Source organism: Sulfitobacter sp. 1A10359 (genome assembly GCF_043558145.1).
In the GTDB taxonomy this organism is placed as follows: domain Bacteria; phylum Pseudomonadota; class Alphaproteobacteria; order Rhodobacterales; family Rhodobacteraceae; genus Sulfitobacter; species Sulfitobacter faviae.
On record NZ_JBIFGB010000007.1, the window covers coordinates 13,893 to 40,103 of the forward strand.

Consider the following 26,211-nt stretch of genomic DNA (forward strand, 5'->3'; position numbering starts at 1 on the left):
CTGCAGGCGCTGAGCGGGGCAAGAAACGCCCTGCATTCAGCTAAATTCTGGTATTCCATCCTATATGGACATCATCCTCGTCACCACGGTCATCGCGTCGCTCTTTGTCGTCATCGGCTTGGCCGAGCCCTTGGCCGCGCGATTGCGACTGCCGTTCAGCGTGATCTTGGCGGTCGTCGGCATCCTCATCGGGGCTTCGGCGATCTTTTTCCTGCGCACTGATCTGACGGATGCGTTGAACCCGGTGGCGGCGGCCATTCTGGGGCTGCCGATCCGGTCGAACGTCTTCCTCTATGTCTTCCTGCCGACGCTGCTGTTTCAGGCGACACTGGGGATGAACCTGCGCCGCATGGTCGACGACTGGGTGCCCATTCTGGTGTTGGCGGTCGTGGCCGTGGTGGTGGCGACGGTCAGCATTGGCTACGCGTTGTTCTGGGTCAGTGCGATCCCGCTGGCGGCCTGTCTGCTGATCGGGGCCATCGTCTCGACCACGGACCCCTCGGCGGTGGTCTCGATCTTTCGGTCGATCTCGGCCCCGCGGCGGCTGGCGCGGATCATTGAGGGCGAGAGCCTGCTGAACGACGCCGCTGCCATCGCGCTTTTCGGTCTGTTCATGGGCTATGTCATGCTGGGCATTCCCGACCCGGAACTGGGCAGCGCGCTTGCGCAATTCCCGATGCTGATCGCAGGCGGGGCGCTGGTGGGCTGGCTGGGCGCGCGGATCGCGGTTTGGGTCATGGCGCTGTTTGCGCGGCATGAATTGGCGCAACAGTCGATCTCGGTCGCGCTGCCCTATCTGGCCTATATCGTGGCCGAGCAAAGCGTCGGCGCGTCGGGGGTGATTGCCGTGGTGGCGGCGGGGCTGACGCTGAACCTCACCGCGCCGGGGCGGCTGCCGCCGCAGGCGTTGACCAACCTGCGCGAGCTTTGGGACGTGCTGGCCCATTGGGCGGGGGCGCTGATCTTTATCCTCGCCGCCCTGCTGATCCCGCGGCTGCTTGAGGAAGTCCGGCTGGAGGATTTCTTTCTCATCGCCGTGGTCGTGGTGGCCGCCATTTTCGCCCGCGCGGTGATCCTTTTCGGCCTGCTGCCCCTGTTGACGGCGGCGAAGCTTTCGCCCGCGGTCGAGCGGCCCTACCGGGTGGCGATCCTCTGGGGCGGCTTGCGCGGGGCGGTCACCTTGGCGCTGGCGCTGGCGGTGACGGAAAGCGTGCGGGTGCCGGATGACATTCAGCGGATCGTGGGTATTCTGGCCACCGGCTTCACGCTCTTCACCCTGCTGGCCCAGGGTACGACGCTGCGCTGGATCATCGGGCGGCTGGGGCTGGATCAACTCTCGCCCATCGACCACGCCCTGTCGCGGCAGGTCATCGCCGTGGCCCTGCAGACCGTGCGCGAGGACGTGGCCCAAACGACCGAGAATTACGACCTGAACCGCGACATCGTCCGCTCTGAGGCGAAACGGTTTGGCGAGCGGCTTGAGACAGCGGTCAAGACCGCGGAGGAGGCGACCGATATCCTCGACCGCGACCGCATCGCGCTTGGGCTGATCGCGTTGGCGGGGCATGAGCGTGACACGATCCTTGCGCGGGTGCGCGAGCGGACGATCTCGGCCCGGATGGCCGATCTGGTGCTCTCGGATGCGGACCGGCTAATCGAAGGGGCGCGAACCCAAGGGCGCAGCGGCTATCAACGCGCGGCGCGGCGCAGCGTGGCCTATGGGCGCACTTTTCGCGCGGCGGCAGTGCTGCACGGGCGCTACGGCGTGTCGGGGCCGCTGGCGCGGATGACGGCGGACCGCTTTGAAATGCTGCTGTCGCAACGGTTGATCCTGCGGGATCTGGGCACTTTTATCGATGGCCGCATTCGCCGGATCCATGGGCGGCGGGTGGCCGAATTGCTGCACGACCTGTTGGCGCGCCGCATCGAAGGGATTGAAACCGCGCTGGAGGGGCTGCGCTTGCAGTATCCCGGCTATGCTGAGGAGTTGGAACGGCGTTTCATCCGCCGCACGGCACTGCGTTTGGAAGAGCGCGAATATACATTGATGCGCGAAGACGGTCTGTTTGGGGCCGAGGTCTATACCGCCTTGATGCAGGAACTGGCGACCCGGCGCACCGCGGCAGAGGGGCGGCCGGGCCTTGACCTTGCAGTGCGGCGCGGGGCTTTCATCGAGCAGTTTCCGCTGTTTGCGGATCTGGAGGAGGGCGCGCTCAAACGGCTGAGCCGGGCGCTCAAGACCCGCTATGTCGATATCGGCGACGTGGTTTTGCGCAAGGAAAGCCCCGCGCGCAGCGTGTTTTTCATCGCCTCAGGCGCTGTCGAATTGGAAAGCGCGGGTCAGACTTGGCGTTTGGGGCGGGGGGAGATGTTTGGCCAAATGGCCATCCTGACGAACCGCGTCCGCCGGGTGGATGTGCGCGCCATCGCGCCGACCACGCTTTTGGTTCTGGACGAGGACCGGTTCCGGCGCCTGCTGGAACGAAGCGCGGCCCTGCGCGAGGCGGTGCGTGCCAGTGCGGAGAAGCGCGGGATCGATCCGGTGGATCTGATCTCGGGCGGGCGGGGGTAGCTCGGCGCGTCAAACGTTGGGGGGCGTTTGGGGCGGTGTTGTGCAGGGTATTTGAGAAAGGATGAAGATAGGGGGGTGCGGCCGGTAGAGGCGGCCGCACCTTTGGCTGGGGTTAGTCGTCGGGGGTGATTTCGCCGGTGGTGGCGTCGATCAGTAGTTCGCGTTCGCCGGTGGCGTCGGTCAGTTCGACTTCATAAACCATGCGGTCATCTTCATCGTCGAGCGAGACTTCCTCGATCCGTGTGCCGTCTTGGCCTTCCAGCTCGGTCAGCGCGGTCATCAGCACTTCGCGGGCCGTGCCAGCGACGCGCAACTCGTCCTCTTGGAAGAGGCCGCTGAGGAAGCTTGTGAGTTGCTCTTCGGACTGCTTCATCACATCGCCGGTGGCGGCATTGACGGTGACTTCGTACACGGATTCGCGGCGGACGAGGTCGATCTCATAGACCAGCGCGTCGCCTTCGGTTTCGATTTCGGCTTCCAGCACGCCGCCGTCGATGCTGCTTTGCGCGGATTTGATGGCTTGGGACATGCTGATGCGCTCAGCCTTGGGGGCAGTCTCTTGCGCGAAGAGGGCTGCGGGGGCGAGCAGGAGCGATGTGGCGAGGGCGGTGAGCTTATGTGTCATGGAAAAACCTCTTGCGTTGTGGTGCGTCGGGCCGCGTGGCGGCGTTCTTGGTTCAACGCTTGGCGCGGGGGGCTGTTCCGGACGGTAGGGGCGGGCGGCGCTAATCTGCGAAGAGGCCTGCGGGCTGGACGATCGCGCGGGCCTCGCCTTCGGTCAGCTTGAGGAAGTGGGCGAGGGCTGCGGCGTTGGTTTCGGGGTTGGCGTATTCGGAGAGGCGGCTGTAGTTTGCGAATTGGGCATCGCGGATTTGGTCGACCTCATGCAGCATGTTCCCGCGGATCGTAGGGAGCAGGCGGGACAGGTTTTCTTGCGATGTTTGCGCGCCGCTCAGGCCGATGCGCCGGGCGTGGCCGCTGAGATAGGCGTCGGTCAGTTTGCATTCGACTTCGAGCATGCGCACCTGCGCGCGGTCCGAGGCGAAATCGCGCAGCAGGTCAAGGTTCGACGTGTCGATGCAGACGATCAGCCGCGTGCTGTCGTAGTAGTCGTAGAGCATCCGCATCAGGGCGCGGCGGTGGCGGGTGCGTTTTTCCAGCGTGGTTTGAATGCCGCCGAGGTCGGGCAGAGGGGTGTCTTCTTCGTTGAAGAGGAAATCCACCGCCGGGAGGCCGGTTTGCTGGCGTATCCGTCCCACGAGCCGTTTTGCCACATGCCATTTCTTGGCGATGATGATCAGCAGTTCACGTTCGCGGCCAAGGCTGGATTCCCTCTCCCAAAAGCGGGGGGCGAAGCGGCGGCCAATGCGGCCCCGCGCGGTGAGGAATTCGAACAGGTTGCGGCCTTCGTCGCTGATCTGGAAAGGCACCCCTTGGGCGGCATAGAGCAGGCCGAGGCGGCGTTTGAGGTCCAGTGCCTCGGGGCTGATTTTGCGGGCGAAGAGGTGGTTCTGGCCGAGCAGCAGGTCATAGTGGTCATTGTAGAAGGTGACCGGCATGCCGTAGTCGGAAAACAGCAGAAAGGTCAGGCTGCGGTTGGCGATTTCACCTTCGGGGACGAGGTGGCGCACGAGGGTTTGAAAGAAGGTCTCATCTGGGATCCAAGTGCTGCGGAAAAAGCGGATGACATCGGGGCGTTCGTGGCTGAATGCCATCAGCGCCTCCACGGTGCGGCGGCGCAGGCACCACCATTGGCTGCCGATCTGCACCTGAAGGTCGGCAGGGATCTTGCGGGTCAGGCCGAGACGCTTTTGCGCCTCGAACATTGCGTAGAAGCGTTTGCGTTGTGTGCGTTCGTTGAACCAATGGCGATAGATCAGCCGCTCTTCTTTCCAGCCGGTCTTGATCCAATCGCTTTCGAAGTAATCCACGCTTTCGATGAAGTCGGTGTCATTCTCATCGAGGAACCGATGCGCGTATTCGGCGGATTTGATCGCCATGCAATCGCCAGAGAGCAGGTAGAAATGCGTGGCGCGCGGGAAGGCTTCCATCGCGGCGGTAAGCGTGTCGAGCGTGGCTTGCACCAGTGACCATTCGCCCCAGCCGCAGCGGATGCGTTTGCGCGGGAAGGCGACGTTGGGGTTGTCGCGCAGGGCCGCGGTGACCTGGGCGTAGTCTTCGGCGCTGGCGGAGGCGTCGAAATGGATCGCCATGTAATCGCCCACGGCGGTCAGCCGCTCGGCTTGCCGGATGATGGCCTCCGGATCCTTGTGGCACAGCAGGATATAGGCAATTTTCGCCATGCAGGATACCGAATGTCCTTGTCGCGGCCCGCTTGCATCGGCCTTTTGTCGTGGATCACCTTTCTAGTTAATCCTGAAGACCGATTGAATAAACAGCATTTCTTTGCTTTTTTGCACCGAGGTCTGACTGTTGCTTAAAACAGCCAGCGCCAGCAGGAGGCAGGACGCGCATGGGTTTTCCCGGAACATGGATGACGGAAAGTGAGAGCATGGTGTACCGCGTGGTGCCAAAATGCGCCTGTTCGACCATCGGCCAGATCATGTATTATTCCGATCATGGCGAATTTTTTGACGGCGACATCCATGATGCCAAATCAGGCATTCATAAATGGGCCTTGGATGGGTCGCAGGGGCCGATCACCGAGAATGTGACGGCGCGCAAGTCCTATGCCTTTACCTGCGTGCGCAACCCTTACACGCGAATCCTGTCGTCTTTCTTTGACAAGATTTGCGGCATTCAGCGCAACGGGCGGCGCTATCGCGGCAATCTGGTGCCGCTGCTGGTGCAGAAATACGGGATCGACGTGGGCGGTGAGGACGGCAAGGAGGAGTTCGACCAGATCGCGAGCTTCCGGCGGTTCCTGCTGTTTGCCCGCGATACCATTCGTTGGCGGCGGCCAATGGACCCGGACATTCATTGGTCGGCGGTCTCGGGCCATGTCAGCACCTTTATCGTCAATGGCGGCACCTACGACCAGATCTTCTGGACCGAGCGGTTCAACGATGGGATGCAGCAGGTGCTTGATGCCGTGGACACGCCGCACCCTGTCGATCTGGCGGCGATCCCGCGCTTTAACGAGAGTGAGGGCCATGGGCCCAAGCGGGCGCATCCGGTCGAGGATTACTTTGACGATCTGTCGATGCATCTGATGCGCGAGATCTACAAACGCGACTTCGATCTGTTCAAATATGACTTTGACAACCCCGGCAATAAGCACCCCCTGGGGGAGATCGATTTGGATGAGGTGCACGCCAAACTCGGTGACTGAGCGGCAGCATCTTGCACCGGGGCGGGGGGCGCTCTACATGCTTTGGCATGTCACAGGTCAAATCCAGTTCCAAATCCGATCCGAATTACAAGGTGATCGCCGAAAACCGCCGCGCGCGGTTTGATTACGCGATCGAAGAAGACATCGAATGCGGTATTATCCTTGAGGGATCCGAGGTGAAATCCCTACGCGAAGGCGGGGCGAATATTGCCGAGAGTTACGCTGCCGTAGAGGATGGCGAACTGTGGTTGGTGAACTCCTATGTGGCGCCCTACAAGCAGGCCAAGACCTTTCAGCATGAAGAACGGCGCCGGCGCAAACTGCTGGTCAGCCGCAAGGAATTGGCCGATCTGTGGAACGCGACGCAGCGCAAGGGCATGACGCTGGTGCCCTTGGTGATGTATTTCAACCATCGCGGCATGGCGAAGATCAAGATCGGCGTGGCCAAGGGTAAGAAGCTGCATGACAAGCGCGAGACGGCGGCCAAGCGCGATTGGTCGCGGCAGAAGCAGCGGTTGCTGAAAGATCACGGGTAGGTTTCGCTTCGACCGAGATTACCACCGGCCCGGAATGAAGCCGCAGGCGCCGGGCCATCGCCTGCCCGCCCGTCTCGCCAAAGGCGTGCCAGATTATACTAGGCGCACCTTTGGTGCGACCGGGTAGGCGATTTGGCGAGGCTGGGCGTGACCTCGTGAGCGCACATCGAAGCTGAACCATAAAGTGGCATGTGGCACCGTCACATCGCCCACCCGCGGGCAGGCGATGGTCCTCAGCACGCCTCACCGCCCCCCTTCCACTTGCCAGCATCCCCCGCCGGTTATAGGCATGGGCAACGCCCGCGACGAAGGAGGCCCCCATGGCCGACGATCCCAAGACATTGGTTTCAACCGATTGGTTGGCTCAGCATCTGAAAGACCCGGACCTGCGCATCCTTGATGCCTCGTGGTATCTGCCCGACGCCGGGCGCGATCCGAAGGCGGAGTATGACGCCGCGCACATCCCCGGCGCGCGCTTTTTCGACATCGACGATATCTCGGACGCGCGTTCGGACCTGCCGCATATGGCCCCGCCGATCGAGAAATTCATGTCGCGGCTGCGCGCCATGGGCGTGGGTGACGGGCATCAGGTGGTGGTCTATGACGGCGCGGGGCTGATGTCCGCCGCGCGGGTCTGGTGGCTGTTCCGCCTGATGGGGCAGGAAAATGTCGCCGTTCTGGATGGCGGGTTGCCGAAATGGCAGGCCGAGGGGCGCGAGACCGAAGACATGCCCCCCGTGCCGCGCGACCGCCATATGACCGTGCGCTTCCAGAACCAATTGGTGCGCGATGTGACACAGGTGGCCCATGCCTCCAAACTCGGCGATCCGCAGATCGTCGACGCCCGTGCCGCAGCACGTTTCCGCGGCGATGCGCCTGAACCGCGCGAGGGGCTGCGCGCAGGCCATATTCCCGGCGCGCGTAACGTGCCCTTCACCGAATTGCTCAACGACGACAAGACGATGAAAACCCCCGAAGAGACCCGCGCCATTTTCGAGGCGGCGGGCGTGGACCTGTCGAAACCCGTCATCACCTCCTGCGGCTCGGGCATCACCGCCGCCGTGCTGGCGCTGGCGCTGGAGCGGCTGGGCCACCGCAAATGGTCGCTCTACGATGGCTCATGGGCGGAATGGGGAATGTTCCCCACCGTGCCCGTGGCCACTGGCGCGGCTTAATCCTTTACCGTTACCTTCCAACCGGAGAACCCAATGTTCGAGACGCTCAAGGCGCAACCCGCCGATAAGATCCTCGCCCTTGTACAGGCCTACCGCGAAGACCCGCGCGACACGAAGATCGACCTCGGCGTCGGTGTCTACAAAGACGCCAGCGGCAACACCCCGGTGATGCGCGCCGTCAAAGCCGCGGAGCAGCGCATCTGGGAAAACCAAGACACCAAGGTCTACACCGGTCTGGCTGGCGATCCGACCTATACCAATGCGATGGCTGCGCTCGTTCTGGGCGATGCCGTGCCGCGCGGCGCGATTGCCGCTGCCGCCACCCCCGGTGGCACCGGTGCCGTGCGTCAGGCCTTTGAACTGGTGCGTATGGCCAACCCCGAAGCGCGCGTTTTCGTTTCTGATCCGACATGGCCGAACCACCTGTCGATCCTGTCCTATCTGGGCATGGAAGTGGTGAACTACCGCTATTTCGACAGCGCGACCGGCGGCGTGAACTTCGACGGCATGATCGAAGACCTCAAGACCGCCAAGAAAGGCGATGTGGTCCTGCTGCACGGCTGCTGCCACAACCCCACGGGCGCGAACCTCAACAGCGCGGAGTGGGACGCGGTGATCGAAGTGCTGCAAAGCACCGGCGCCGTGCCGATGATCGACATCGCCTATCAGGGCTTTGGCGACGGGTTGGAGGCGGATGCCGCTGCGACGCGCAAAGTGGCCGCCTCGGTGCCGGAATGCCTGATCGCGGCAAGCTGCTCTAAGAACTTCGGCATCTACCGCGAACGGACCGGCATTCTGATGCTGGTGGCCGCCGAGGCGGCGCAGGGGCTGAACCAAGCCACTTTGGCCTTCCTCAACCGCCAGAACTACAGCTTCCCGCCCGATCACGGCGCGCGGATCGTGTCGACCATCCTGACCGATGATGAGCTCAAGGCCGATTGGATGGCCGAGCTTGAGGATGTTCGCAACGCCATGCTGGGTCTGCGTGAGCAACTGGCGGGTGAGTTGCAGAAACTTTCCGGGTCGGACCGCTTTGGCTTCCTCGCCCAGCACCGGGGCATGTTCTCGCGGCTTGGCACCACGCCGGATAAGGTCGACGCGCTGCGTGAGAAACATGGCATCTATATGGTCGGCGACAGCCGTATGAACATTGCCGGGCTGAATCAAAACAGCGTGCCGATCCTCGCCCGTGCGATCATCGACGTCGGTATCTAATCGCGCTCCGGGCCGCGCATGTCGCGGCCCGGTCAGCCTTCGATTGTTGCGGAACAATCGCCCTATGCCTCTATTCTGGCCTCTTTTAATCAAAACTTGGTCGAAATGGCATGTTTGGATAGCTTGAGTGAAAACTCAGGGTCGGGCCAATTTTAGAATCATTCTTACAGTGCATCCGCTTGGATGTGAGCTTGCCAGCGGTAGAGCTGGTGATCGTGACAGCCACGCTTGTCACCGTGTTGGGCTATTGGGTGCGTGGGCACAGCAGCCTACCCGGTAAACATTGGTTTTTGCTGGCCATTCTGGCCATGGACCTCTGGCTTCTGTCGGTCGGGGTCGAGCTTTCCGCCACCTCTGCCGCCTGCGCCTTTGGGGTCAGCCGTTGGGCGTGGATCGGCTTTGTGCTGCTGCCGACCTTCTGGGCTTTTTTCCTCTATGAATATGCGCTTGGGGCCAAGGTGCCGCGATGGCTCGTGCCGCTTTGCGCGGGGCTTGCGCCTGCGCTGATCACCCTCGCCGCGGTGACGAGCGGCTGGCATGAGACATTCTATGGCCCCGAAACCAAGTGGTTGCTGAGCGCAGAGGGGGCCTATGTCCAATCCGACCACGGCCCGCTGTTCTTCATCGCGATCACCTATCTTTACATGGTCATCATGGCGGCGGCGGTCGTGGCGGGGCGGGCGGTGCGTTCGGCCAACCCCGCAGTGCGCAGCTTTTTCCTCAAGCTTTTTGCCGCGACGCTGATCCCCATGGTGGCCAATCTGGCCTATATCTTGGGCGGCATCACCCTGTTCAATACCGATCCGACGCCTTTCTCATTCGCGCTTTCGCTGACGCTGGTGGTCTGGCTGGTGGCCGATAATCGCTGGATCGACGTGAACGCAATCGCGCGCGAGCTGTTGTTCTACAACAGCACCGATCCGGTTTTCGTGGTCGACCCGAGCGGCGCTGCGATTGAGACCAATCCAGCCGCCGCCGACCTCTTGCGCCGGGAGGCCGATCCCGAGGCCCCGCTGAGCGCCTTTGGGGAGTTGGGGCCGATCATCCGCTATCTCGCGGCCCATGGCGGCCTACCCGATGTGACCGATATCCAACTGGGTCACCGCCATTTCGCCGTGCGCGCCCATGCGATTTCTCTGGGGGCGGGGCAAAAACAGGTGGGCTGGGCCGTGGCGCTTTTGGATGTGACCGTGCAAAAGATCGCCGCCGAAAAGGCCATCGCCGCCGAGCAGATGCAGGCGCAGTTCCTCGCCACGGTCAGCCATGAGCTGCGCACCCCGCTGACGGTCATTAACGGCGCGCTTGGCCTGTTGTCGCAGGGCGGGGCCAAGGTGAGCGATGCGCAAAAGGCGCGTCTGCTGGCAAAGGCCGCAGGTAGCTCCGAGACGCTGACGACCTTGGTCAATGATCTGATCGACACCCAAAGCCTCAGCAGTGCCGAGTTCAGCATCGACCTGCAGCCTGCCGCTCTCGCCCCGCTGGTGCAAAAGGCCGTGGTCCGGGCGGAGAGCCTGCAACCGGAGAAGGATATACGCTTCCGTTGCGAGATGCCCGAGGCGGTGCTGACGGTCCAAGCCGATGCAGAGCGGTTGGGGCAGGTCTTTGGCAACGTGCTGTCGAACGCGGTGAAATTCTCTGCCCCGGGCGGGCAGGTGGAGGTTAGCCTTCAGCAGTCCGAAGGCATGGCGCATGTGCAGGTCAGCGACAGCGGCTGTGGCATCCCGCCGGGCGCGGAAGAGCAGGTCTTTGCGCCCTTTTCGCAGGTCGATGGCTCCGACACCAAGGTCGCCTATGGCAGCGGTCTGGGGATGCATATCACCCGGCAGATTCTGGACCGACACGGCGGCAGCATCCGCTATGTCAGCGCCCCGGGTGTCGGCACGACCTTTACCATTTCTTTACCTCTAGTGGCCTAACGCAAACCGCCCGGCCATTGCGGGCCGGGCGGTCGATTGTTTGGCGATGTCGCCGGGGCTTAGCCCTTGGCGAACTCGGGGTAGGCTTCCATGCCCAGTTCGGACATGTCCAGACCGGTGATCTCGGCCTCTTCGCTGACACGGATGCCACCGGCGGTTTTAAGGATCAGCCAGACGACGAAGCTGACGATGAAGACAAAGAGGCCAACCGCGGCGAAGCCGATGATCTGTGTGACGAAGGATGTGCCTTCGGTATAGACCGGCACGACCAGCGTGCCCCAGAAACCGGCGATCAGGTGAACCGGGATCGCGCCGACCACATCGTCGATCTTGAACTTGTCGAGCATCGGCACGGTCAGCACCACGATGACACCGCCCACGGCACCGATCCAAAGCGCACCAAACAGCGTCGGGTCAAGCGGCCCTGCAGTGATCGAGACGAGACCGGCCAGCGCGCCGTTCAGCACCATGGTCAGGTCGACTTTCTTGTACATCACCTGCGTCAGGATCAGCGCGGCGACGGCACCGGCAGCAGCGGCCATGTTGGTGTTTGCAAAGATCTGCGCCACGGCGTCCACGTCTTCGATGGTGCCCATGGCAAGCTGCGACGCACCGTTAAAGCCGAACCAGCCCATCCACAGGATGAACGTGCCCAAAGTGGCGAGGGCAAGGTTGGAACCCGGCATCGGCACAACGCGGCCATCCTTGCCGTATTTACCCAAACGCGGCCCCAGGACGATGGCCCCGGCGAGGGCGGCAAAGCCACCAGCGGCGTGCACGAGGGTCGAGCCGGCGAAGTCGCTGAAGCCCATGGCGGAAAGGAAACCGCCGCCCCACTGCCAGGACGCTTCGATCGGGTAGATGAAGCCGGTCAGCACGACCACGAAGATCAGGAAGGGCCACAGCTTGATCCGCTCGGCCAGTGCACCCGACACGATGGAGGCGGTGGTGGCGCAGAACATCAGCTGAAAGAAGAAGTCGGAGGCGTTGGAATAGCCGCCTGCGTCGATCTCGGTCTTGATATCCTTGGTCGCGAAGGTGCCAAAGACGCCTTCCATGATCCAATTGCCGTCACCGGGATACATGATGTTGTAGCCCACCAGCCAATACATGACCGCGGCAAGCGCAAAGAGGCCCATGTTCTTGGTCAGCTGCGTGGTGACGTTCTTGGAACGCACCAGCCCCGCTTCCAGCATGGCGAAACCCGCCGCCATCCAGAAGACGAGGAAACCGCCGATCAGGAAAAGCAGGGTGTTGAAGATGAAGGTCGTATCCGCCAGCGTCGCGTATTCCGCGTCCTGTGCCAGCGCCAGCCCGGGCAGGGCGCTGACCGCCGCTGCGAGGGGAAGTATTAAGATGGGTTTCATATGGTCGTTTCCTGTCTGCGGGTCCGAATGCGTGCTTACCGAAGCGGGCGGCTGCCCGTGCAGCATGAGAAAACCGGATATCGGGCGCTCTTGGACAGGTTTGCCTGCCATACTTGCGCCATTGCGTGGCAGTGCCGCCTAAAAAGCGGGCGCAGGCTGGAATCTGCCTATAAATTAATCAGACATTTGACGACGATTGGACCTTGCAGCGCTAAACAAACCGCTGCAGTCAGGCTAAAGTGGCGAAAAATAGGGCCGAGCAGGCGATATTATGACCGACAAGAACAAGCGCAAACGCCCTTTGGTGGCCGACAAGCGGTATCCCGGGAAGGCCAAACCCAAGGCCAAGACCGCAGCGCGGGGCAAACCGGCCACGCGCAAGGCCGCGCCCGCCCGCCGCAAAGCCGCCCGTCCCAAACGCCCCCGGCGCGGCGGTATCCTTGGCTTTTTTGCGGGGGTGGCCCGTTGGATTTGGCGGCTGATCTGGACCATCACATGGCGGGTGAGCCTTGTGGTCTTCCTCGTCCTCGCCTTGGCCGTTGGCTATATCTACACCACGATCCCGCCCCTCGAAGCGTTGTTGGATGGCCGCGCGCGCGGGTCTGTCACTATGCTTGACCGTGAGGGAGAGGTCTTTGCATGGCGCGGCGATCAGTTCGGCGGCGTGGTTTCAGCGGAATCGGTCTCTAGACATCTGAGAAACGCGGTCATCGCCACCGAGGATAAGCGATTCTATCGCCATCTGGGCGTCAGCCCGCGGGGCATCGCCTCGGCTGTGCGCATCAACCTGAGCGAGGGGCGCGGGCCGCTTTCCGGCCACGGCGGTTCGACCATCACCCAGCAGACAGCCAAACTGCTTTGTCTGGGCGAGCCCTATGACCCCAGCAGCGGCATGACGGAAAAGGAATATGAGGCGGAATGCCGTCGTTCGTCCTTGGGTCGCAAGGCCAAGGAAGCGCTCTTTGCCATCGCGATGGAGTTGAAATACACCAAGAACGACATCCTCTCGATCTACCTTAACCGCGCCTATATGGGCGGCGGTGCCTTTGGGGCGGAGGCCGCGGCGCAGCGGTTCTTCGGCAAGCCCGCAGCGGCCCTCTCGCCCGCCGAAGGCGCGATGCTGGCCGGTCTTTTGACCGCGCCCACGACGCTTTCGCCCACCAACAATCTGGACCGGTCGCAAAGCCGCGCCGCCACGGTGATCCGCCTGATGGAAGAGCAGGGCTATCTCTCTGCCGCCGAGGCTGATGAGGCCATCGCCAACCCCGCGCAACTGTCCGAGGCGGCAGAGGCCGAGGCGGGCGGTTATTTCGCCGACTGGGTCATGTCCTCGGGGCCCGAATTCTTTACCCGCAACACCACCGAAGATGTGATCATCAAGACCACCCTCGATCAGCGCATCCAGCGCGCAGCCGAGGAAGGTTTGAAATGGGTGTTCGAGAATAAGGTCCGCGAAGGCTCCAAGGCGCAGGCGGCGATCGTGGTGATGTCTTCTGATGGCGCGGTGCGTGCGCTTGTGGGCGGGCGCAAGACCAAGGTCGCGGGCGCCTTCAATCGCGCCACGCAGGCGATGCGTCAGACCGGCTCGGCCTTCAAACCCTTCATCTATGCCGCGGCGCTCGATCTGGGCTATTCGCCCGATGACATCATCGTGGATGAGCCCTATTGCCTGAACATACCCGGCTCGGGACAATGGTGCCCCAAGAACTACACCAAGAGTTTCAAGGGGCCGGTGACCCTGACCGAGGCGCTGAAAAGCTCGCTGAACATTCCGGCGGTGAAAGTCTCGGAAAGCGTGGGCCGCGAAACGGTGAGTTCGGTCGCCACGCAGTTCGGCATCAAAAGCGATCTGGCCGCTGGTCCGGCGCTGGCGCTTGGCGCATCAGAGAGCACCCTGCTTGAAATGACCGGCGCCTATGCCGGTATCCTCAACGGCGGCTCATCGGTGACGCCCTATGGGTTGGTCGACCTGCGCCTTCTGGGCGAGACGGAGCCGCTGATGGGCACCGGCGGCGGCATCAACGAACGTGTGATCCAAGAAGATGCCGCACGCCAGTTGGTCTATATGATGGAAAAGGTGATCTCTGAAGGGACCGGCCAGCGCGCCAAGTTTGGCGGGCGGCAATTGGCGGGCAAGACCGGCACCACCTCGGCCAACAAAGATGCCTGGTTCGTGGGCTTCTCGGCGGATTATGTGGCCGGGGTCTGGATGGGCTATGACGACAACACGCCGCTCACCGGGGTCACGGGCGGGGGCCTGCCCGCAGAGATCTGGCGCGAAACCATGAGCCGCGTGCATGAGGGGATGCCCCTCAAGGAGTTACCGATGCAGGCGCCCGCCCCGCCCAGCAACCTGAGCGAGGCACAGCCCGAACCGCAGCCACAGCCGCAACCCCAAGGCGGTGGCAACCAAGGCGGCGGCGCGGACAATGTGATCGACAGGGTTCTGCGCGATATCTTTGGCGGCGGCAGCAGCGGCAGCGGGGCCAGCGCGCCCGCGCCGAACTTCCTCGACCGCTGAGGCGGTCGGGGGCGGGCCGAAAAATCAATAGCATTGGGTTGTTAAACTCAGTATCAATTCCCCAAAGGCGGGAAGGTGCTGCGCGCGTGGCGGGCAGCGTTGAAGGGGTTTGATGCAAAGCGATGTGGTGAACAGGGGGCTGTCCGAGCTGCGTCGCGTGCGCAGGCGCAGCCGCGGGCTTTATTGGGCGGTGGCCTTGTTCAGCCTTTTTGCCAATATGCTCATGCTCACCGGCCCGCTCTATATGTTGCAGGTCTATGACCGCGTGCTCGGCTCAGGGTCAGAGGAAACGCTGATCGCCCTCTCGGTTCTCGTCGTCTTTCTCTATGCGGTGATGGGGCTTTTGGATTACACGCGCGGTCGGATCATGGCGCGGGTGGGGGCGCGGTTTCAATCCGATCTCGACCGGCGGGTGTTCGACGCGGTGGTGCGCAAATCCGCCGTGGCCCCGGATGTGAAAACCAACGCGGGCCTTGCCGATCTCGAAGCCGTGCAGCGCCTCATGACCTCCCCGGTGCTGATGGCCGCCTTTGACGCGCCATGGACGCCGATCTTCTTTGCCGCGATCTTTCTGTTCCACCCGATGTTGGGCTGGCTGGCCTTGGGCGGTGCCGCCGTGCTGGTGGCAATCGCGGTGGCCAATCAAATGCTGTCGCGCGAAAGCCAAGCCCGGGCTGGCATCTCGGGGCAGGCGGCGGATGCCATGTCGGGCCAGATCAGGGTCGAGGCCGAGATGGTGCAGGCCATGGGGATGCGCGATGCCGCCTTTACCCGCTGGCAGCAGGCCCGGGGGCAGACGCTGGCGCAGCAGGTGAAATCGACCGACGTGGGCGGCACCTTTACCGCGATGACCAAGACGCTGCGGCTGTTTCTGCAATCCGCCATGCTGGGCCTCGGCGCTTGGCTGGTCTTGAAAAACCAGATGACGCCGGGCGCGATGATCGCAGGCTCGATCCTCTTGGGCCGGGCGCTGGCGCCGGTGGAACTGGCGTTGAACCAATGGCCGGTCGTGCAGCGGGGCCGGGCCGGTTGGGCCAATTTGGCGCAGCTTCTGGGGGCGGTGGGGGAGGAGCCCGCGCGCACTGCCCTACCACAGCCTAAGGCAAAACTCGCCGCAAAAGCGCTGACCGTCGTGGCGCCGGGTGAGAAACAGGCGGCGCTCAAGTCGATCAACTTCACCGTTGAGCCGGGGCAGGCGGTTGGCGTGATCGGCCCCTCGGGGGCGGGGAAATCGACCTTGGCCCGCACGCTCACCGGGGTTTGGCCGCCTGCGGGCGGGTCTATCCGCCTCGACGGGGCCGCGCTGGAGCATTACGGGAGCGAGACCTTGGGGCGGCATATCGGATATCTGCCGCAGCGCGTTCAGTTGTTCGACGGCACCATTGCCGAAAATATCGCCCGCCTCTCCCCCAATCCTGACGACGCCAAAGTGGTCAAGGCGGCCAAGATGGCGGCGGCCCATGAGATGATTCTCGAATTCCCGCAAGGCTATGACACGCCCATCCGCGCGGGGCAGGTGCGGCTTTCAGGCGGGCAGATGCAGCGGATCGGGCTGGCGCGTGCGCTTTATGATGACCCGGTGATCGTTGTGCTGGATGAGCCGAACTCGAACCTCGACAATACCGGCTCTCAGGCGCTGAACCACGCGATCCGACAGATGAAGGCCAGCGGGCGGTCCGTGCTGATCATGGCGCATCGTCCGGCGGCCATTCAGGAATGCGACACGCTGCTGGTGCTGGATAACGGCATGCGCAAAGCCTTTGGCCCCAAGGATGAGGTGCTGGCCGGGATGGTGCAAAACCACCGCGAGATTCAGAAAGCGCCCGCGCGCTCGGGAGGCGTGGTATGAACGCCCGCGAGGACAAGCGCTGGTCGGCGAGGCGGCCCCTGATCCTTGGGTTCATCGGGCTGCTCCTGCTCTTCGGCGGTTTCGGCACATGGGCGGTGACCAGCCAAATCGCCGGGGCGGTCGTGGCCTCGGGCCGGATCGAAGTCGACCGCAACCGGCAGATCGTCCAGCATGAGACCGGCGGTGTCGTGGCCGACATCCTTGTGGATGAGGGCGACAGCGTCGCTGCCGGGGATGTGCTGCTGCGGCTGGATGCGGAGCAGTTGACCTCGCAATTGGCCATCGTCGAGGGGCAGCTTTACGAGCTTATGGCTCGGCGTGGGCGGCTCGAAGCGCAGCGCGATGAGGTCGAGACGGTCACATTTGACGAAGAGTTGCTGACCGCCGGGGCGACGAACCCTGACGTGCAGGAATTGGTGGACGGGCAGCGCAACCTCTTTGACGCGCGCCGCGTCAGCGTGGCGCAAGAGCTTGAGCAATTGGGCAAACGCCGGGCGCAGATCAACGCGCAAATCCGCGGGGTCGACGCGCAGGAGGCCGCGCTTTCGCGGCAGTTGGAGTTGATCGAAGAGGAATTGGCCAACCAGCAATCGCTGCTGGACCGGGGCCTGACGCAGGCCTCCGCCGTGCTGACCCTCATGCGCGAACAGGCCCGCCTGCGCGGCCAGATCGGAGAGCTGTCGGCGCAAAAGGCGCAGTCGCAAGAGCGGGTGACAGAGATCGACATCGAACGGCTCAAACTGCGCTCCGCCGGGCGGGAAGAGGCGATCACTCAACTGCGCGATCTACGCTACCGTGAGTTGGAGATGGCCGAGCAGCGCCGCGCGCTTAGGGCCGAGATCGACCGCCTTGATATCCGCGCGCCGGTGTCGGGGGTGATCTATGGCATGCAGGTGCAAACCCCGCGTTCCGTCGTCCGCGCGGCGGAGCCGCTGATGTATCTCGTCCCGCAGGACCGTCCGCTGATCATCGCCTCGCAGGTGCAGACCATTCACATTGATCAGGTCGCCGTGGGCCAAGAGGTGAACCTGCGTCTTTCGGCGCTGAACCAGCGCACCACGCCGGAACTGGTGGGCAAGGTCCTTCAGGTCTCTGCCGACTCCATCGAGGATGACGCCACCGGTCAGAGCTATTACCGGGCCGAGATCGCGCTGAACCCCGGTGAGACGGATAAGCTGGAGGAGGGCACCATTCTCCTCCCCGGCATGCCGGTCGAGGCCTTTATCCGCACCGGGGAGCGCTCTCCCATGGCCTATTTGCTGAAACCGATGGCCGACTATTTCGCCCGCGCCTTCCGCGAAAGCTGAGGCGGGGCAGGTGGCAAAGGGGCTTTCCCTTGGCGCGGCGGGCGGTTAGCGTCCGCCCAGAACCGCAACCAAAGGAAGCCCGTCATGTCCCTGACCGCCCGCCTTGCCGAACTCGGCATCACCCTGCCCGACGCGCCCGCACCCGCCGCGAACTACGTGCCCTTCGTGGTCACCGGCAATACCGTCTATGTCTCGGGCCAGATCTCCAACGGGCCGGATGGGTTGATCACCGGGCGTTTGGGCGCTGATATGGATGTCGACGCCGGTGCCGCCGCCGCGCGCAGCTGTGCGCTGAGCCTTCTGGCGCAGGTCCGCGCCGCCTGTGATGGCGATCTGGACCGGCTCAAGCGTGTGGTGAAATTGACCGGCTTCGTGAACTCCACCGCCGATTTCACCGACCAGCCCAAGGTGATCAACGGCGCCTCCGATTTCATGGTCGAGGCGTTGGGCGATGCGGGCCGTCACGCCCGCTCGGCGGTCTCTGCCGCGTCGCTGCCGCTGGGTGTCGCCGTCGAAATCGAAGGCATCTTTGAGATCGAATGACCCTTCCTGCCGCCTTTTTGAACATTCCGCTGGCGCATCGCGCGCTGCATGACCTTGCCGCCGGACGGCCCGAAAACAGCCGCGCCGCCGTGTGCGCGGCTGTCGATGCGGGGCTAGGCATCGAGATCGACCTGCAACTCAGCGCCGATGGCAAGCCGATGGTGTTCCACGATTACGGGTTGGAGCGGCTGACGGAAGAGCAGGGCGCGGTTCGGCTGCGCGACGCAAGTGCCCTTGCCACGATCCCGCTGAAGGGTGGTGATGAGGGGATTCCGACGCTTGAGGACATCCTCGACCTCGTTGCCGGGCGCGTGCCGCTCTTGGTGGAGTTCAAGGATCAGGACGGTGCCATGGGGCCGGATGTCGGTGCGCTTGAGGCCGCCGCGGCGGAACTGCTTGGCCGCTACCGGGGTGATCTGGCGGTCATGTCCTTCAACCCGCATTCGGTGCGCGCGCTGGCCCGGCTTTTGCCCGAGGTGCCGCGCGGCCTGACCACCAGCGCCTATCGCCCCGATGAATGGCCGCTGCCCGAAGCGACCTGTGACCGGCTGCGCGAAATTCCCGATTACGCCGACAGCGGATCCTGTTTCATCAGCCATGAGGCGGACGATCTGAACCGCCCCCGCGTGGCGGAACTGAAAGCAGAAGGGGCGGCGGTGCTCTGCTGGACGATCCGCAGTCAAGCGGAGGAAGAGATCGCGCGTCAGGTGGCGCAGAACGTGACCTTTGAGGATTATCTGCCGCGCCCTTGATCTGCGAGGCCGAGGCCACACATAGGACGCAAGGCAGGCAAGGCTCAGATGAACGCGCAGGAAATCGAGATTACCGTGGTGCCGGAATTGGCGCAGATCGGCCAAGAGGATTGGGACGCCTGCGCCTGTCCCGAGGCCGCGGATGGGGGCCGTCCGCGCGACCCTTTCACCACCTATCGCTTCCTTTCGGCGCTTGAGTGCAGCGGCTCGGTCGGCCCCGGCACCGGTTGGCAGCCGCAGTATCTGGTGGCGCGGATCGCAGGCCAAGTGATCGCCGTCGCGCCGATGTATGCCAAATCCCACAGCCAAGGCGAATATATCTTCGATCACAACTGGGCCCATGCCTATGAGCGCGCGGGCGGGCGCTATTACCCGAAACTTCAGATCGCGGTGCCGCATACCCCCGCCACCGGGCGGCGTTTTCTGATGCGGCCCGGGTTCGAAGAGGCGGGCACCGCCGCGCTGGTTCAAGGCGCGGTGCAGTTGACCGACAACAACGCGCTGTCGTCGCTGCATGTGACCTTTTGCACCGAGGGCGAAGTCGCGCGGGCCGAAGAACTCGGCTTGATGAGCCGCAAGAGCCAGCAGTTCCATTGGCACAAACGCGACTATGCGGATTTCGACGGGTTCCTCGCCAGCCTGTCCTCGCGCAAGCGCAAGAACATCCGCAAGGAACGCGCGCAGGCGCAGGACTTCGGCGGCAAGATCCATACCTTCACCGGCGACCAGATCGAGCCGGAACATTGGGATGCCTTCTGGCAGTTCTACCAAGACACCGGCGCGCGGAAATGGGGCTCACCCTATCTCACGCGGGAATTCTTTGACCATGCGCAGGAAAATCTGCGCGACGATATCGCATTGGTGCTGGCCGAACGTGACGGGCGTTGGGTGGCCGGGGCGCTCAACTTCATCGGGCGCGAGACGCTCTTTGGCCGCTACTGGGGCTGCACCGAACACCACCCCTTTTTGCATTTCGAACTGTGCTATTATCGCGCCATGGATTTCGCCATTGCCCATGGGCTTGCCCGTGTCGAGGCGGGCGCGCAGGGCGAGCACAAGCTCGCGCGGGGCTATCTGCCTTCGCCCACATGGTCGCTGCATTGGATGCGCGACCCGGGCTTTGCCGCCGCCGTGGGGGAGTATTTGCAGGCCGAACGCGACGCCGTGGACGAAGAGATCAGCGTGCTGACCGACTACGGACCTTTCAAAAAGAAGACGATCGAGGAACAAGAATGACCGAAAGATTGAGTATCGAAACCCGCAAGACCCTCCTTCAGCCGCTGTTCAACACGGGCTGGGAGATGGTGGAAGGCCGGGATGCGATCCACAAGACCTTCAAGTTCAGTGATTTCGTGGATGCCATTGGCTGGATGACAAGGGTAGCAATCTGGGCGGAAAAATGGAATCACCATCCGGAATGGAGCAACGTTTACAACCGGGTGGAGGTAACGTTGATCACCCATGATGTGGATGGGCTCAGCTCGCTCGACGCGAAGCTGGCGCGTAAGATGGATGGTCTCTTTGGGGCCGGCAAAGACTGACGGAGAGACCGGATGCAAGATTTGTTTGAAACCGAGTTGTGGCAGGGCAAGACAGTTGCCGATCTGCTGACGCTGGAGTTCTTGGCCAGCGCGGCGGGGTCGGTGATCGCCGCGATTGCCATTTTGCTGCTGGGCTGGGTCATCTCCAGTTGGCTGCAACACCGGGTCGAGAATCTGGGCAAACGGCATAAGCATCTCGATGAGATGCTGTTCGAATTTCTCGCTTCCATCGTGCGCTATGTGGTGCTGGGTTTCACCGTTCTCTTTGTGCTCAATACCTTCGGGGTCAAGACGACATCGGTCGTGGCGGTCATTGGTGCCGCGGGTCTGGCGATTGGTCTGGCCCTGCAAGGCACCCTGTCGAACGTGGCCGCGGGCGTCATGCTGATCCTGTTCCGCCCTATCAAGATCGGCGATTTCGTTGTGATCGCGGGCGAGATGGGGACGATCAAACAGATCAACCTGAACTACACGGTTCTCGCCGATCTCAGCAACGTGCAGGTCATCGTGCCGAACTCCGAGGTTTGGGGCAATGTGATCACCAACTATTCCGTCAACCCGACGCGCCGGGCGGAGTGGACCTTTGGCGTGGGCTATGGCGCGAACCTCAAGACCGCCGAGGATATCATCCGCAGCACAATCATGTCGGATGAGCGCGCGCATACGGATCCCGAGCCCTTCATTCAGGTGAACAACCTCAACGATAGTTCGGTGGATTTCCTTGTGCGGGTCTGGTGCAGCGCGGACGATTACTTTGCCTTCAAGGCCGATATGACCCGCAAGGTCAAAGAGGCGCTGGATGAGGGCGGGGTGGATATCCCCTTCCCCACGCGCACAATCGTTCAGGCGGCGGAGTAAGGCGGCTGAAGGGCGTTGCCTGCTGAAACGAAGGGCATCGCCCTCCCTGGGGGGCGATGAGGGGCTCGCTGTATGGCGGGCCGGTTCACCCTAAATTGAGGTTCCGTCTGCCAGACCCTTGCAAAATCGCCCTCCGGGGGGAGGGAGGGCGATGCCCGGTGTGCCACCGGGCGGATCGTTGAATGGGCAGCGCCTGATCCGCTTAGCCGCTGCCCGTCACTTTACATATTATCCAGCAACGCTTCACCGCCGGAAATCTCGCAGGTGCCTGCGCTTTCTTCGGGCTGCCAGAGCGTGACCTTACCGTCTTCGACCAGCATCGCATAGCGTTTGGACCGGCCCACCAGCCCGGCGCCCTCGGCGTCGAACTCCATGCCGATGGCGCGGGTGAACGCGCTGCTCGCGTCGGCGAGCATGGTGATCCCGGCCTCTGTCGCGCCGGTCGCCTCGCCCCAAGCCTTCATCACGAAAGGATCATTGCAGGAGATGCAGATCACCTCATCCACGCCCTTGGCGTCGAACTGATCCTTGGTGCGCACGAAGCTGGGCACATGGGCAGAGTGGCAAGTCGGCGTGAAGGCGCCCGGCACGGCAAAGATCACCACTTTGCGGCCTTTTACCTTGTCGGCCATCTGCACCGGCTCGGGCCCGTCGGCGCCCATCTGAACCAGTTTCGCGTCCGGCAGTGTCGAACCTTGAGAAATCGTCATGGGATAGCCTCTCCTGTCATTGCGGTTGTCTTGGGGCCAGATATAGGCTTTGACCGCGACTGAGACCAGATCAATCGGGGGGTGGCAGATGCAGCATGTGGTGGTGATCGGAGCCGGGCAGGCGGGAGCGTCATGCGTGGCAAAACTGCGAAGCGGCGGGTTCGAGGGGAAAATCACCCTCATCGGCGCCGAGCCGTGCCCCCCTTACCAACGCCCGCCCCTGTCCAAAGGCTACCTGCTGGGGGAGATGAGCCAAGAGCGTCTCTTGCTCCGGCCCGAGGCATTCTACGCCGATCAAGGGATCACGCTGAAAACCGACTGCCGCGTCACGGCGATTGACCCCGAGGCGCGGGTGCTGAGCACCTCCGACGGCGCGGTCGCCTATGACGAACTGGTGCTCGCCACCGGCTCGACCCCGCGCCGCTTGCCCGCCGCGATCGGCGGGGCGCTGGAGGGTGTCTTTACCGTGCGCGATCTGGCGGATGTCGATGCCATGGCCCCGCGTTTCGTCAAAGGTGCGAAAGTGCTGATCGTCGGCGGCGGTTATATCGGGCTGGAGGCGGCGGCGGTCGCGGCCAAGCTGGGGCTTGAGGTCACGCTGGTGGAAATGGCCGACCGGATCCTGCAACGGGTGGCAGCGCCGGAGACCAGCGATTATTTCCGCGCCCTGCACGAAAGCCACGGCGTGCGCCTGCGCGAAGGCGTGGGGCTGGAGCGGCTTTTGGGCGAGGGCCATGTCACCGGCGCACGGCTGAGCGACGGCACAGAGATCGCCGCCGATTTCGTCATCACCGGCGTCGGCATCGAACCCGACATCGCGCTGGCCGCCAGCGCGAGGGTCGAGATCGACAACGGCATCAAGGTCGATGCGCAGGGCCGCACGAACCTGCCCGGTATCTGGGCGGCGGGGGACTGCACCTCGTTCCCCTATCGCGGCGGGCGCATCCGTCTGGAAAGCGTGCCAAACGCCATCGATCAGGCCGAGGTCGTGGCCGAAAACATCCTTGGCGCGGGCAAGGACTATGTCGCCAAACCGTGGTTCTGGTCTGACCAATATGACGTGAAACTGCAAATCGCTGGGCTAAACGCAGGCTATGATCGCGTCGTTACCCGCCGGGGCGCGGGCAGCGCGTCCTTCTGGTATTACCGCGGTGAGACTTTGCTGGCCGTCGATGCGGCAAACGATCCACGGGGCTATATGGTCGGCAAACGGTTGATTGAGGCGGGCAAATCGCCTGACCCCGCCTTGGTCGCGGACCCTCAGGCGGACCTCAAGGCGCTCCTGCGGGCATGAGGATCATCGCTGGGAAATACCGGGGCCGCCCGCTGGCGGCACTTGGCAAGGGCGACGCCGGGGCGCATCTGCGCCCGACCTCGGACCGGGTGCGCGAAAGCCTTTTTTCGATGCTGACCCATCACGACGTAATCGAAGGCGCGCGGGTGTTGGACCTCTTTGCAGGCACCGGCGCGCTAGGGTTCGAGGCGCTGTCGCGCGGGGCCGCCTCGGTTTGTTTCGTCGAGAATGGCCGCAGCGGGCAGCGGCTGATCGGGGAGAATATGCGCAAGCTGGATGCGGCGGCGGACACGCAACTGCTGCGCCATGATGCCACGCGGCTGGGGCCGTGGGCGCAGGCGGCTTTCGATCTGGTCTTTCTTGACCCGCCCTATGGCAAGTCCATGGGGCAAAAGGCGCTTGCCGCGGCGGCCGAAGGCGGCTGGCTCACCCCCGGGGCAATGGTCGTTTGGGAGGAAAGCGCCCCCATGCAGGCGCCTGAGGGATTCGCCCGGATCGACACGCGCAAATATGGCGATACCCATGTGACCCTGTTGGAAAGGGCCACCAACTAACGGGGTTCCCTAGGTTCAGCCCGCGTGAGGTTGTACCTTGTATTTTCCGACAAAATAAGTCACCTATTGCCCGAAGGCCCGATACGCCCTGTGTCGGGACCATGGTGATTTTCAAGGAAGGACATCCGATGCGCCTCAAAGCGTCCACGGCCATTGCGCTGATCACATTCGCCGCCGCCCCGGCATTCGCCCAAGGCAAGGCCGAGGTGCTGGACACCTATGCCGACATCGCGCAGGCCGGATACGAAGACAGCCTGACCACCGCGCAGACCCTGCAAGCCGCCGTCGAGACGCTGATCGCCTCCCCCTCTGCTGAGGCGCTTCAGGCGGCGAAAACCGCATGGCTGGCCGCCCGCGTGCCCTACCAGCAGACCGAGGTGTTCCGCTTTGGCAATGCCATCGTCGATGACTGGGAAGGCAAGGTAAACGCATGGCCGCTGGACGAGGGTCTGATCGACTATGTCGACGCCTCCTATGGCGGTGAAACAGATGAGAACCAACTGGCGGTTCTGAACGTCATCGCCAACCCGACATTCACGCTCGGCGGGGAAGAGGTGGACGCCACCGAAATCACCCCCGAACTGCTCGAAGGGCAGTTGCATGAGGCGGGCGCGGTCGAGGCCAATGTCGCCACCGGCTACCATGCCATCGAATTCCTGCTCTGGGGCCAAGACCTGAACGGCACCGACCACGGCGCGGGCGACCGTCCTTGGACCGACTACGCAGCGGGCGACGACTGCACCGGCGGCAATTGCGACCGCCGTGGGCAATACCTCAAGGCCGCCACCGATCTTTTGGTCAGCGATCTGGAATGGATGGCCGGGCAATGGGCCGAAGGCGGTGAGGCACGCGCCGCCGTGCTGGCCGACGAAGACGCCGGGATCGACGCGATCCTGACCGGCATGGGCTCGCTCTCCTACGGCGAACAGGCCGGGGAGCGGATGAAGCTGGGCGTCATGTTGAACGACCCCGAGGAAGAGCATGATTGCTTCTCGGACAACACCCACAACAGCCACTACTACGATGGCCTGGGTGTGCGGAACGTCTATCTGGGCGAATACCTGCGCGTCGATGGGCGCGTGGTCTCGGGCGCGTCGCTGTCCGATCTGGTGGCCAGTGCCGATGCCGGTGTCGACGAAGACCTGCGCGCCAAGCTGAACGCCTCCATGGTGGAACTGGGTCAGATCAAGACCGCCGCCGAAGCGGGCTTCAGCTATGACATGATGCTTGAGCGCGGCAATGCCGAGGGCGAGGCACTGATCATGGGCGCGGTCGACGCGCTGGTGAACCAGACCCGCGCCATCGAACGCGCAGTGACGGCTCTGGGCGGTGACGAGATCGCCTTTGAAGGCTCCGACAGCCTCGACGCGCCGGAGGCCGTCTTCCAGTAATCCTAAACTTTCCCCCGGGGCGCGCGTGTCGCGGCCCGGGGCCAGCCAAGGAATACGCAACACCATGATTGTTTGTCACTGTCAGAACATCACCGATCGCGACATCAACAATGCCATCGACTGGATGCGCGCCTCAGACGCACGCACGGTCATCACGGCCGGTAAAGTCTACCGCGCCTTGGGCAAAGCGGCCGATTGTGGGGGCTGTATGCCTCTGTTCTTGTCTACCATGCGCGGAAATGGCAACTTTTCCGTGCCGGTGCTGACAACCACTCTATGTCAGGCAAAACCAAACAAGGAGACAGGTTCATGAAGGGCGACGACAAGGTCATCGAATATCTCAACGCTGCACTGCGCAGCGAATTGACAGCGGTCAGCCAGTACTGGCTGCATTACCGGCTGCAAGAAGACTGGGGCTATGGTCGGCTTGCCGATAAATCGCGCGAGGAAAGCATCGAAGAGATGAACCACGCCGACAAGCTGATCGAGCGGATCATCTTCCTCGAAGGGCATCCCAACCTGCAAAAGCTGGACGCGCTGCGCATCGGTGAGACGGTCAAGGAATGTCTGGAGGCCGATCTCGCCGCCGAGCATGAGGCCCGCACCCTCTATATCGAAGCGCGCAATCACTGCGATCAGGTGGGCGACTACGTTTCGAAGAACCTGTTCGAAGAATTGATCGCCGATGAGGAAGGGCATATCGACTTCCTCGAAACCCAACTGGCGCTTCAGGCGGAACTGGGCGAGGCCGTCTATGGCCAGCTTCAGGCCAAGCCGACAGACGACAGCAAGTAACCACGACAGGCAGGCCCGGTTTC

The 26,211-nt window shown here is 63.1% G+C and carries 23 protein-coding genes; 19 read left to right on the plus strand and 4 right to left on the minus strand.

What is annotated here, in order from left to right; genetic code table 11:
• The first annotated feature begins 64 nt into the window (after nucleotides 1–64).
• A complete protein-coding gene (locus ACGYK2_RS14290) occupies nucleotides 65–2,572 on the plus strand; it encodes a cation:proton antiporter (RefSeq protein ID WP_271688786.1) in 2,508 nt (835 codons plus the stop codon).
• 112 nt (nucleotides 2,573–2,684) lie between these two features.
• On the opposite strand, the gene ACGYK2_RS14295 is transcribed toward ACGYK2_RS14290, so the two are convergent.
• On the minus strand, nucleotides 2,685–3,197 hold the full coding sequence (locus ACGYK2_RS14295) for a PepSY domain-containing protein (RefSeq protein WP_271688787.1): 513 nt from the start codon (nucleotides 3,195–3,197) through the stop codon (nucleotides 2,685–2,687).
• Between the two features lie 100 nt (nucleotides 3,198–3,297).
• Nucleotides 3,298–4,875, minus strand: coding sequence for a DUF5928 domain-containing protein (locus ACGYK2_RS14300; RefSeq protein ID WP_271688788.1), 1,578 nt, complete (start codon nucleotides 4,873–4,875; stop codon nucleotides 3,298–3,300).
• 170 nt (nucleotides 4,876–5,045) lie between these two features.
• Here ACGYK2_RS14300 and ACGYK2_RS14305 point away from each other — a divergent pair, with 170 nt between their 5' ends.
• From ACGYK2_RS14305 to ACGYK2_RS14325, 5 genes are all read left to right on the plus strand, one after another.
• A complete protein-coding gene (locus tag ACGYK2_RS14305; RefSeq protein ID WP_209218525.1) occupies nucleotides 5,046–5,864 on the plus strand; it encodes a sulfotransferase family protein in 819 nt (272 codons plus the stop codon).
• A gap of 47 nt (nucleotides 5,865–5,911) precedes the next feature.
• Nucleotides 5,912–6,400, plus strand: a complete 489-nt coding sequence (smpB, locus tag ACGYK2_RS14310; RefSeq protein WP_209218524.1) for an SsrA-binding protein SmpB — start codon at nucleotides 5,912–5,914, stop codon at nucleotides 6,398–6,400.
• A gap of 320 nt (nucleotides 6,401–6,720) precedes the next feature.
• Entirely contained in the window at nucleotides 6,721–7,575 is an 855-nt protein-coding gene (sseA, locus tag ACGYK2_RS14315) for a 3-mercaptopyruvate sulfurtransferase (protein ID WP_067266820.1), read from the plus strand.
• A 33-nt stretch (nucleotides 7,576–7,608) separates the two neighbouring features.
• Nucleotides 7,609–8,790 (plus strand): amino acid aminotransferase, encoded by a 1,182-nt coding sequence (locus tag ACGYK2_RS14320; RefSeq protein WP_067266822.1) that lies wholly within the window; start codon nucleotides 7,609–7,611, stop codon nucleotides 8,788–8,790.
• Nucleotides 8,791–8,981: 191 nt separating this feature from the next.
• On the plus strand, nucleotides 8,982–10,706 hold the full coding sequence (locus ACGYK2_RS14325) for a histidine kinase N-terminal 7TM domain-containing protein (protein ID WP_276154389.1): 1,725 nt from the start codon (nucleotides 8,982–8,984) through the stop codon (nucleotides 10,704–10,706).
• A gap of 59 nt (nucleotides 10,707–10,765) precedes the next feature.
• Here ACGYK2_RS14325 and ACGYK2_RS14330 read toward each other — a convergent pair whose 3' ends face one another.
• Complete coding sequence (locus ACGYK2_RS14330) at nucleotides 10,766–12,073, minus strand: ammonium transporter (protein WP_271688790.1); 1,308 nt, start codon at nucleotides 12,071–12,073, stop codon at nucleotides 10,766–10,768.
• A gap of 271 nt (nucleotides 12,074–12,344) precedes the next feature.
• On the opposite strand from ACGYK2_RS14330, the gene ACGYK2_RS14335 reads away from it, so the two are divergent.
• The 8 genes from ACGYK2_RS14335 (at nucleotide 12,345) to ACGYK2_RS14370 (ending at nucleotide 21,444) form a co-directional block, all read left to right on the plus strand.
• Nucleotides 12,345–14,594, plus strand: coding sequence for a transglycosylase domain-containing protein (locus ACGYK2_RS14335; RefSeq protein ID WP_271688791.1), 2,250 nt, complete (start codon nucleotides 12,345–12,347; stop codon nucleotides 14,592–14,594).
• A 112-nt stretch (nucleotides 14,595–14,706) separates the two neighbouring features.
• Entirely contained in the window at nucleotides 14,707–16,443 is a 1,737-nt protein-coding gene (locus tag ACGYK2_RS14340; RefSeq protein WP_271688792.1) for a type I secretion system permease/ATPase, read from the plus strand.
• Complete coding sequence (locus tag ACGYK2_RS14345; protein ID WP_271688793.1) at nucleotides 16,440–17,750, plus strand: HlyD family type I secretion periplasmic adaptor subunit; 1,311 nt, start codon at nucleotides 16,440–16,442, stop codon at nucleotides 17,748–17,750. The genes ACGYK2_RS14340 and ACGYK2_RS14345 overlap by 4 nt, the downstream gene beginning before the upstream one ends.
• Before the next feature lie 84 nt (nucleotides 17,751–17,834).
• Complete coding sequence (locus ACGYK2_RS14350; protein WP_271688794.1) at nucleotides 17,835–18,293, plus strand: RidA family protein; 459 nt, start codon at nucleotides 17,835–17,837, stop codon at nucleotides 18,291–18,293.
• Complete coding sequence (locus ACGYK2_RS14355) at nucleotides 18,290–19,045, plus strand: glycerophosphodiester phosphodiesterase family protein (protein ID WP_271688795.1); 756 nt, start codon at nucleotides 18,290–18,292, stop codon at nucleotides 19,043–19,045. Before ACGYK2_RS14350 ends, ACGYK2_RS14355 begins: the two co-directional genes overlap by 4 nt.
• A gap of 48 nt (nucleotides 19,046–19,093) precedes the next feature.
• The gene (locus ACGYK2_RS14360; RefSeq protein ID WP_394374323.1) at nucleotides 19,094–20,281 is read left to right on the plus strand and encodes a GNAT family N-acetyltransferase; all 1,188 of its coding nucleotides are present in this window, start codon (nucleotides 19,094–19,096) and stop codon (nucleotides 20,279–20,281) included.
• Nucleotides 20,278–20,586 carry a 4a-hydroxytetrahydrobiopterin dehydratase gene (locus ACGYK2_RS14365; RefSeq protein WP_209218515.1) on the plus strand — a complete coding sequence of 103 codons (309 nt, stop codon included), beginning with the start codon at nucleotides 20,278–20,280 and terminating at the stop codon, nucleotides 20,584–20,586. The genes ACGYK2_RS14360 and ACGYK2_RS14365 overlap by 4 nt, the downstream gene beginning before the upstream one ends.
• A 12-nt stretch (nucleotides 20,587–20,598) precedes the next feature.
• Entirely contained in the window at nucleotides 20,599–21,444 is an 846-nt protein-coding gene (locus ACGYK2_RS14370) for a mechanosensitive ion channel family protein (RefSeq protein WP_067266837.1), read from the plus strand.
• Nucleotides 21,445–21,665: 221 nt separating this feature from the next.
• Here the strand turns inward: ACGYK2_RS14370 and ACGYK2_RS14375 are convergent, their stop codons facing one another.
• Nucleotides 21,666–22,154 (minus strand): peroxiredoxin, encoded by a 489-nt coding sequence (locus ACGYK2_RS14375; RefSeq protein ID WP_209218513.1) that lies wholly within the window; start codon nucleotides 22,152–22,154, stop codon nucleotides 21,666–21,668.
• An 88-nt stretch (nucleotides 22,155–22,242) separates the two neighbouring features.
• Here ACGYK2_RS14375 and ACGYK2_RS14380 point away from each other — a divergent pair, with 88 nt between their 5' ends.
• The 5 genes from ACGYK2_RS14380 to bfr all read left to right on the plus strand — a co-directional run bounded on the left by ACGYK2_RS14380 (nucleotide 22,243) and on the right by bfr (nucleotide 26,188).
• Nucleotides 22,243–23,448 carry an NAD(P)/FAD-dependent oxidoreductase gene (locus ACGYK2_RS14380; RefSeq protein ID WP_271688798.1) on the plus strand — a complete coding sequence of 402 codons (1,206 nt, stop codon included), beginning with the start codon at nucleotides 22,243–22,245 and terminating at the stop codon, nucleotides 23,446–23,448.
• The gene (rsmD, locus tag ACGYK2_RS14385; RefSeq protein ID WP_271688799.1) at nucleotides 23,445–24,002 is read left to right on the plus strand and encodes a 16S rRNA (guanine(966)-N(2))-methyltransferase RsmD; all 558 of its coding nucleotides are present in this window, start codon (nucleotides 23,445–23,447) and stop codon (nucleotides 24,000–24,002) included. Before ACGYK2_RS14380 ends, rsmD begins: the two co-directional genes overlap by 4 nt.
• Nucleotides 24,003–24,130: 128 nt before the next feature.
• Nucleotides 24,131–25,393, plus strand: coding sequence for an imelysin family protein (locus tag ACGYK2_RS14390; protein ID WP_271688800.1), 1,263 nt, complete (start codon nucleotides 24,131–24,133; stop codon nucleotides 25,391–25,393).
• Nucleotides 25,394–25,457: 64 nt separating this feature from the next.
• Entirely contained in the window at nucleotides 25,458–25,706 is a 249-nt protein-coding gene (locus ACGYK2_RS14395; RefSeq protein WP_067266845.1) for a bacterioferritin-associated ferredoxin, read from the plus strand.
• Complete coding sequence (gene bfr, locus ACGYK2_RS14400) at nucleotides 25,703–26,188, plus strand: bacterioferritin (RefSeq protein ID WP_136720255.1); 486 nt, start codon at nucleotides 25,703–25,705, stop codon at nucleotides 26,186–26,188. Before ACGYK2_RS14395 ends, bfr begins: the two co-directional genes overlap by 4 nt.
• The last annotated feature ends 23 nt before the right edge of the window (nucleotides 26,189–26,211 follow it).

Bases quoted from the DNA above. Each gene is read 5' to 3' on its own strand.
- ACGYK2_RS14350 (WP_271688794.1), top strand. From the start codon at position 17,835: ATGTCCCTGACCGCCCGCCTTGCCGAACTCGGCATCACCCTGCCCGAC.
- ACGYK2_RS14340 (WP_271688792.1), top strand. From the start codon at position 14,707: ATGCAAAGCGATGTGGTGAACAGGGGGCTGTCCGAGCTGCGTCGCGTG.
- ACGYK2_RS14395 (WP_067266845.1), top strand. From the start codon at position 25,458: ATGATTGTTTGTCACTGTCAGAACATCACCGATCGCGACATCAACAAT.
- ACGYK2_RS14305 (WP_209218525.1), top strand. From the start codon at position 5,046: ATGGGTTTTCCCGGAACATGGATGACGGAAAGTGAGAGCATGGTGTAC.
- bfr (WP_136720255.1), top strand. From the start codon at position 25,703: ATGAAGGGCGACGACAAGGTCATCGAATATCTCAACGCTGCACTGCGC.
- sseA (WP_067266820.1), top strand. From the start codon at position 6,721: ATGGCCGACGATCCCAAGACATTGGTTTCAACCGATTGGTTGGCTCAG.
- ACGYK2_RS14365 (WP_209218515.1), top strand. From the start codon at position 20,278: ATGACCGAAAGATTGAGTATCGAAACCCGCAAGACCCTCCTTCAGCCG.
- ACGYK2_RS14380 (WP_271688798.1), top strand. From the start codon at position 22,243: ATGCAGCATGTGGTGGTGATCGGAGCCGGGCAGGCGGGAGCGTCATGC.
- ACGYK2_RS14345 (WP_271688793.1), top strand. From the start codon at position 16,440: ATGAACGCCCGCGAGGACAAGCGCTGGTCGGCGAGGCGGCCCCTGATC.
- ACGYK2_RS14375 (WP_209218513.1), bottom strand. From the start codon at position 22,154: ATGACGATTTCTCAAGGTTCGACACTGCCGGACGCGAAACTGGTTCAG.
- ACGYK2_RS14335 (WP_271688791.1), top strand. From the start codon at position 12,345: ATGACCGACAAGAACAAGCGCAAACGCCCTTTGGTGGCCGACAAGCGG.
- ACGYK2_RS14360 (WP_394374323.1), top strand. From the start codon at position 19,094: ATGAACGCGCAGGAAATCGAGATTACCGTGGTGCCGGAATTGGCGCAG.
- ACGYK2_RS14355 (WP_271688795.1), top strand. From the start codon at position 18,290: ATGACCCTTCCTGCCGCCTTTTTGAACATTCCGCTGGCGCATCGCGCG.
- smpB (WP_209218524.1), top strand. From the start codon at position 5,912: ATGTCACAGGTCAAATCCAGTTCCAAATCCGATCCGAATTACAAGGTG.
- ACGYK2_RS14320 (WP_067266822.1), top strand. From the start codon at position 7,609: ATGTTCGAGACGCTCAAGGCGCAACCCGCCGATAAGATCCTCGCCCTT.
- ACGYK2_RS14370 (WP_067266837.1), top strand. From the start codon at position 20,599: ATGCAAGATTTGTTTGAAACCGAGTTGTGGCAGGGCAAGACAGTTGCC.
- ACGYK2_RS14300 (WP_271688788.1), bottom strand. From the start codon at position 4,875: ATGGCGAAAATTGCCTATATCCTGCTGTGCCACAAGGATCCGGAGGCC.
- ACGYK2_RS14390 (WP_271688800.1), top strand. From the start codon at position 24,131: ATGCGCCTCAAAGCGTCCACGGCCATTGCGCTGATCACATTCGCCGCC.
- ACGYK2_RS14290 (WP_271688786.1), top strand. From the start codon at position 65: ATGGACATCATCCTCGTCACCACGGTCATCGCGTCGCTCTTTGTCGTC.
- rsmD (WP_271688799.1), top strand. From the start codon at position 23,445: ATGAGGATCATCGCTGGGAAATACCGGGGCCGCCCGCTGGCGGCACTT.
- ACGYK2_RS14295 (WP_271688787.1), bottom strand. From the start codon at position 3,197: ATGACACATAAGCTCACCGCCCTCGCCACATCGCTCCTGCTCGCCCCC.
- ACGYK2_RS14330 (WP_271688790.1), bottom strand. From the start codon at position 12,073: ATGAAACCCATCTTAATACTTCCCCTCGCAGCGGCGGTCAGCGCCCTG.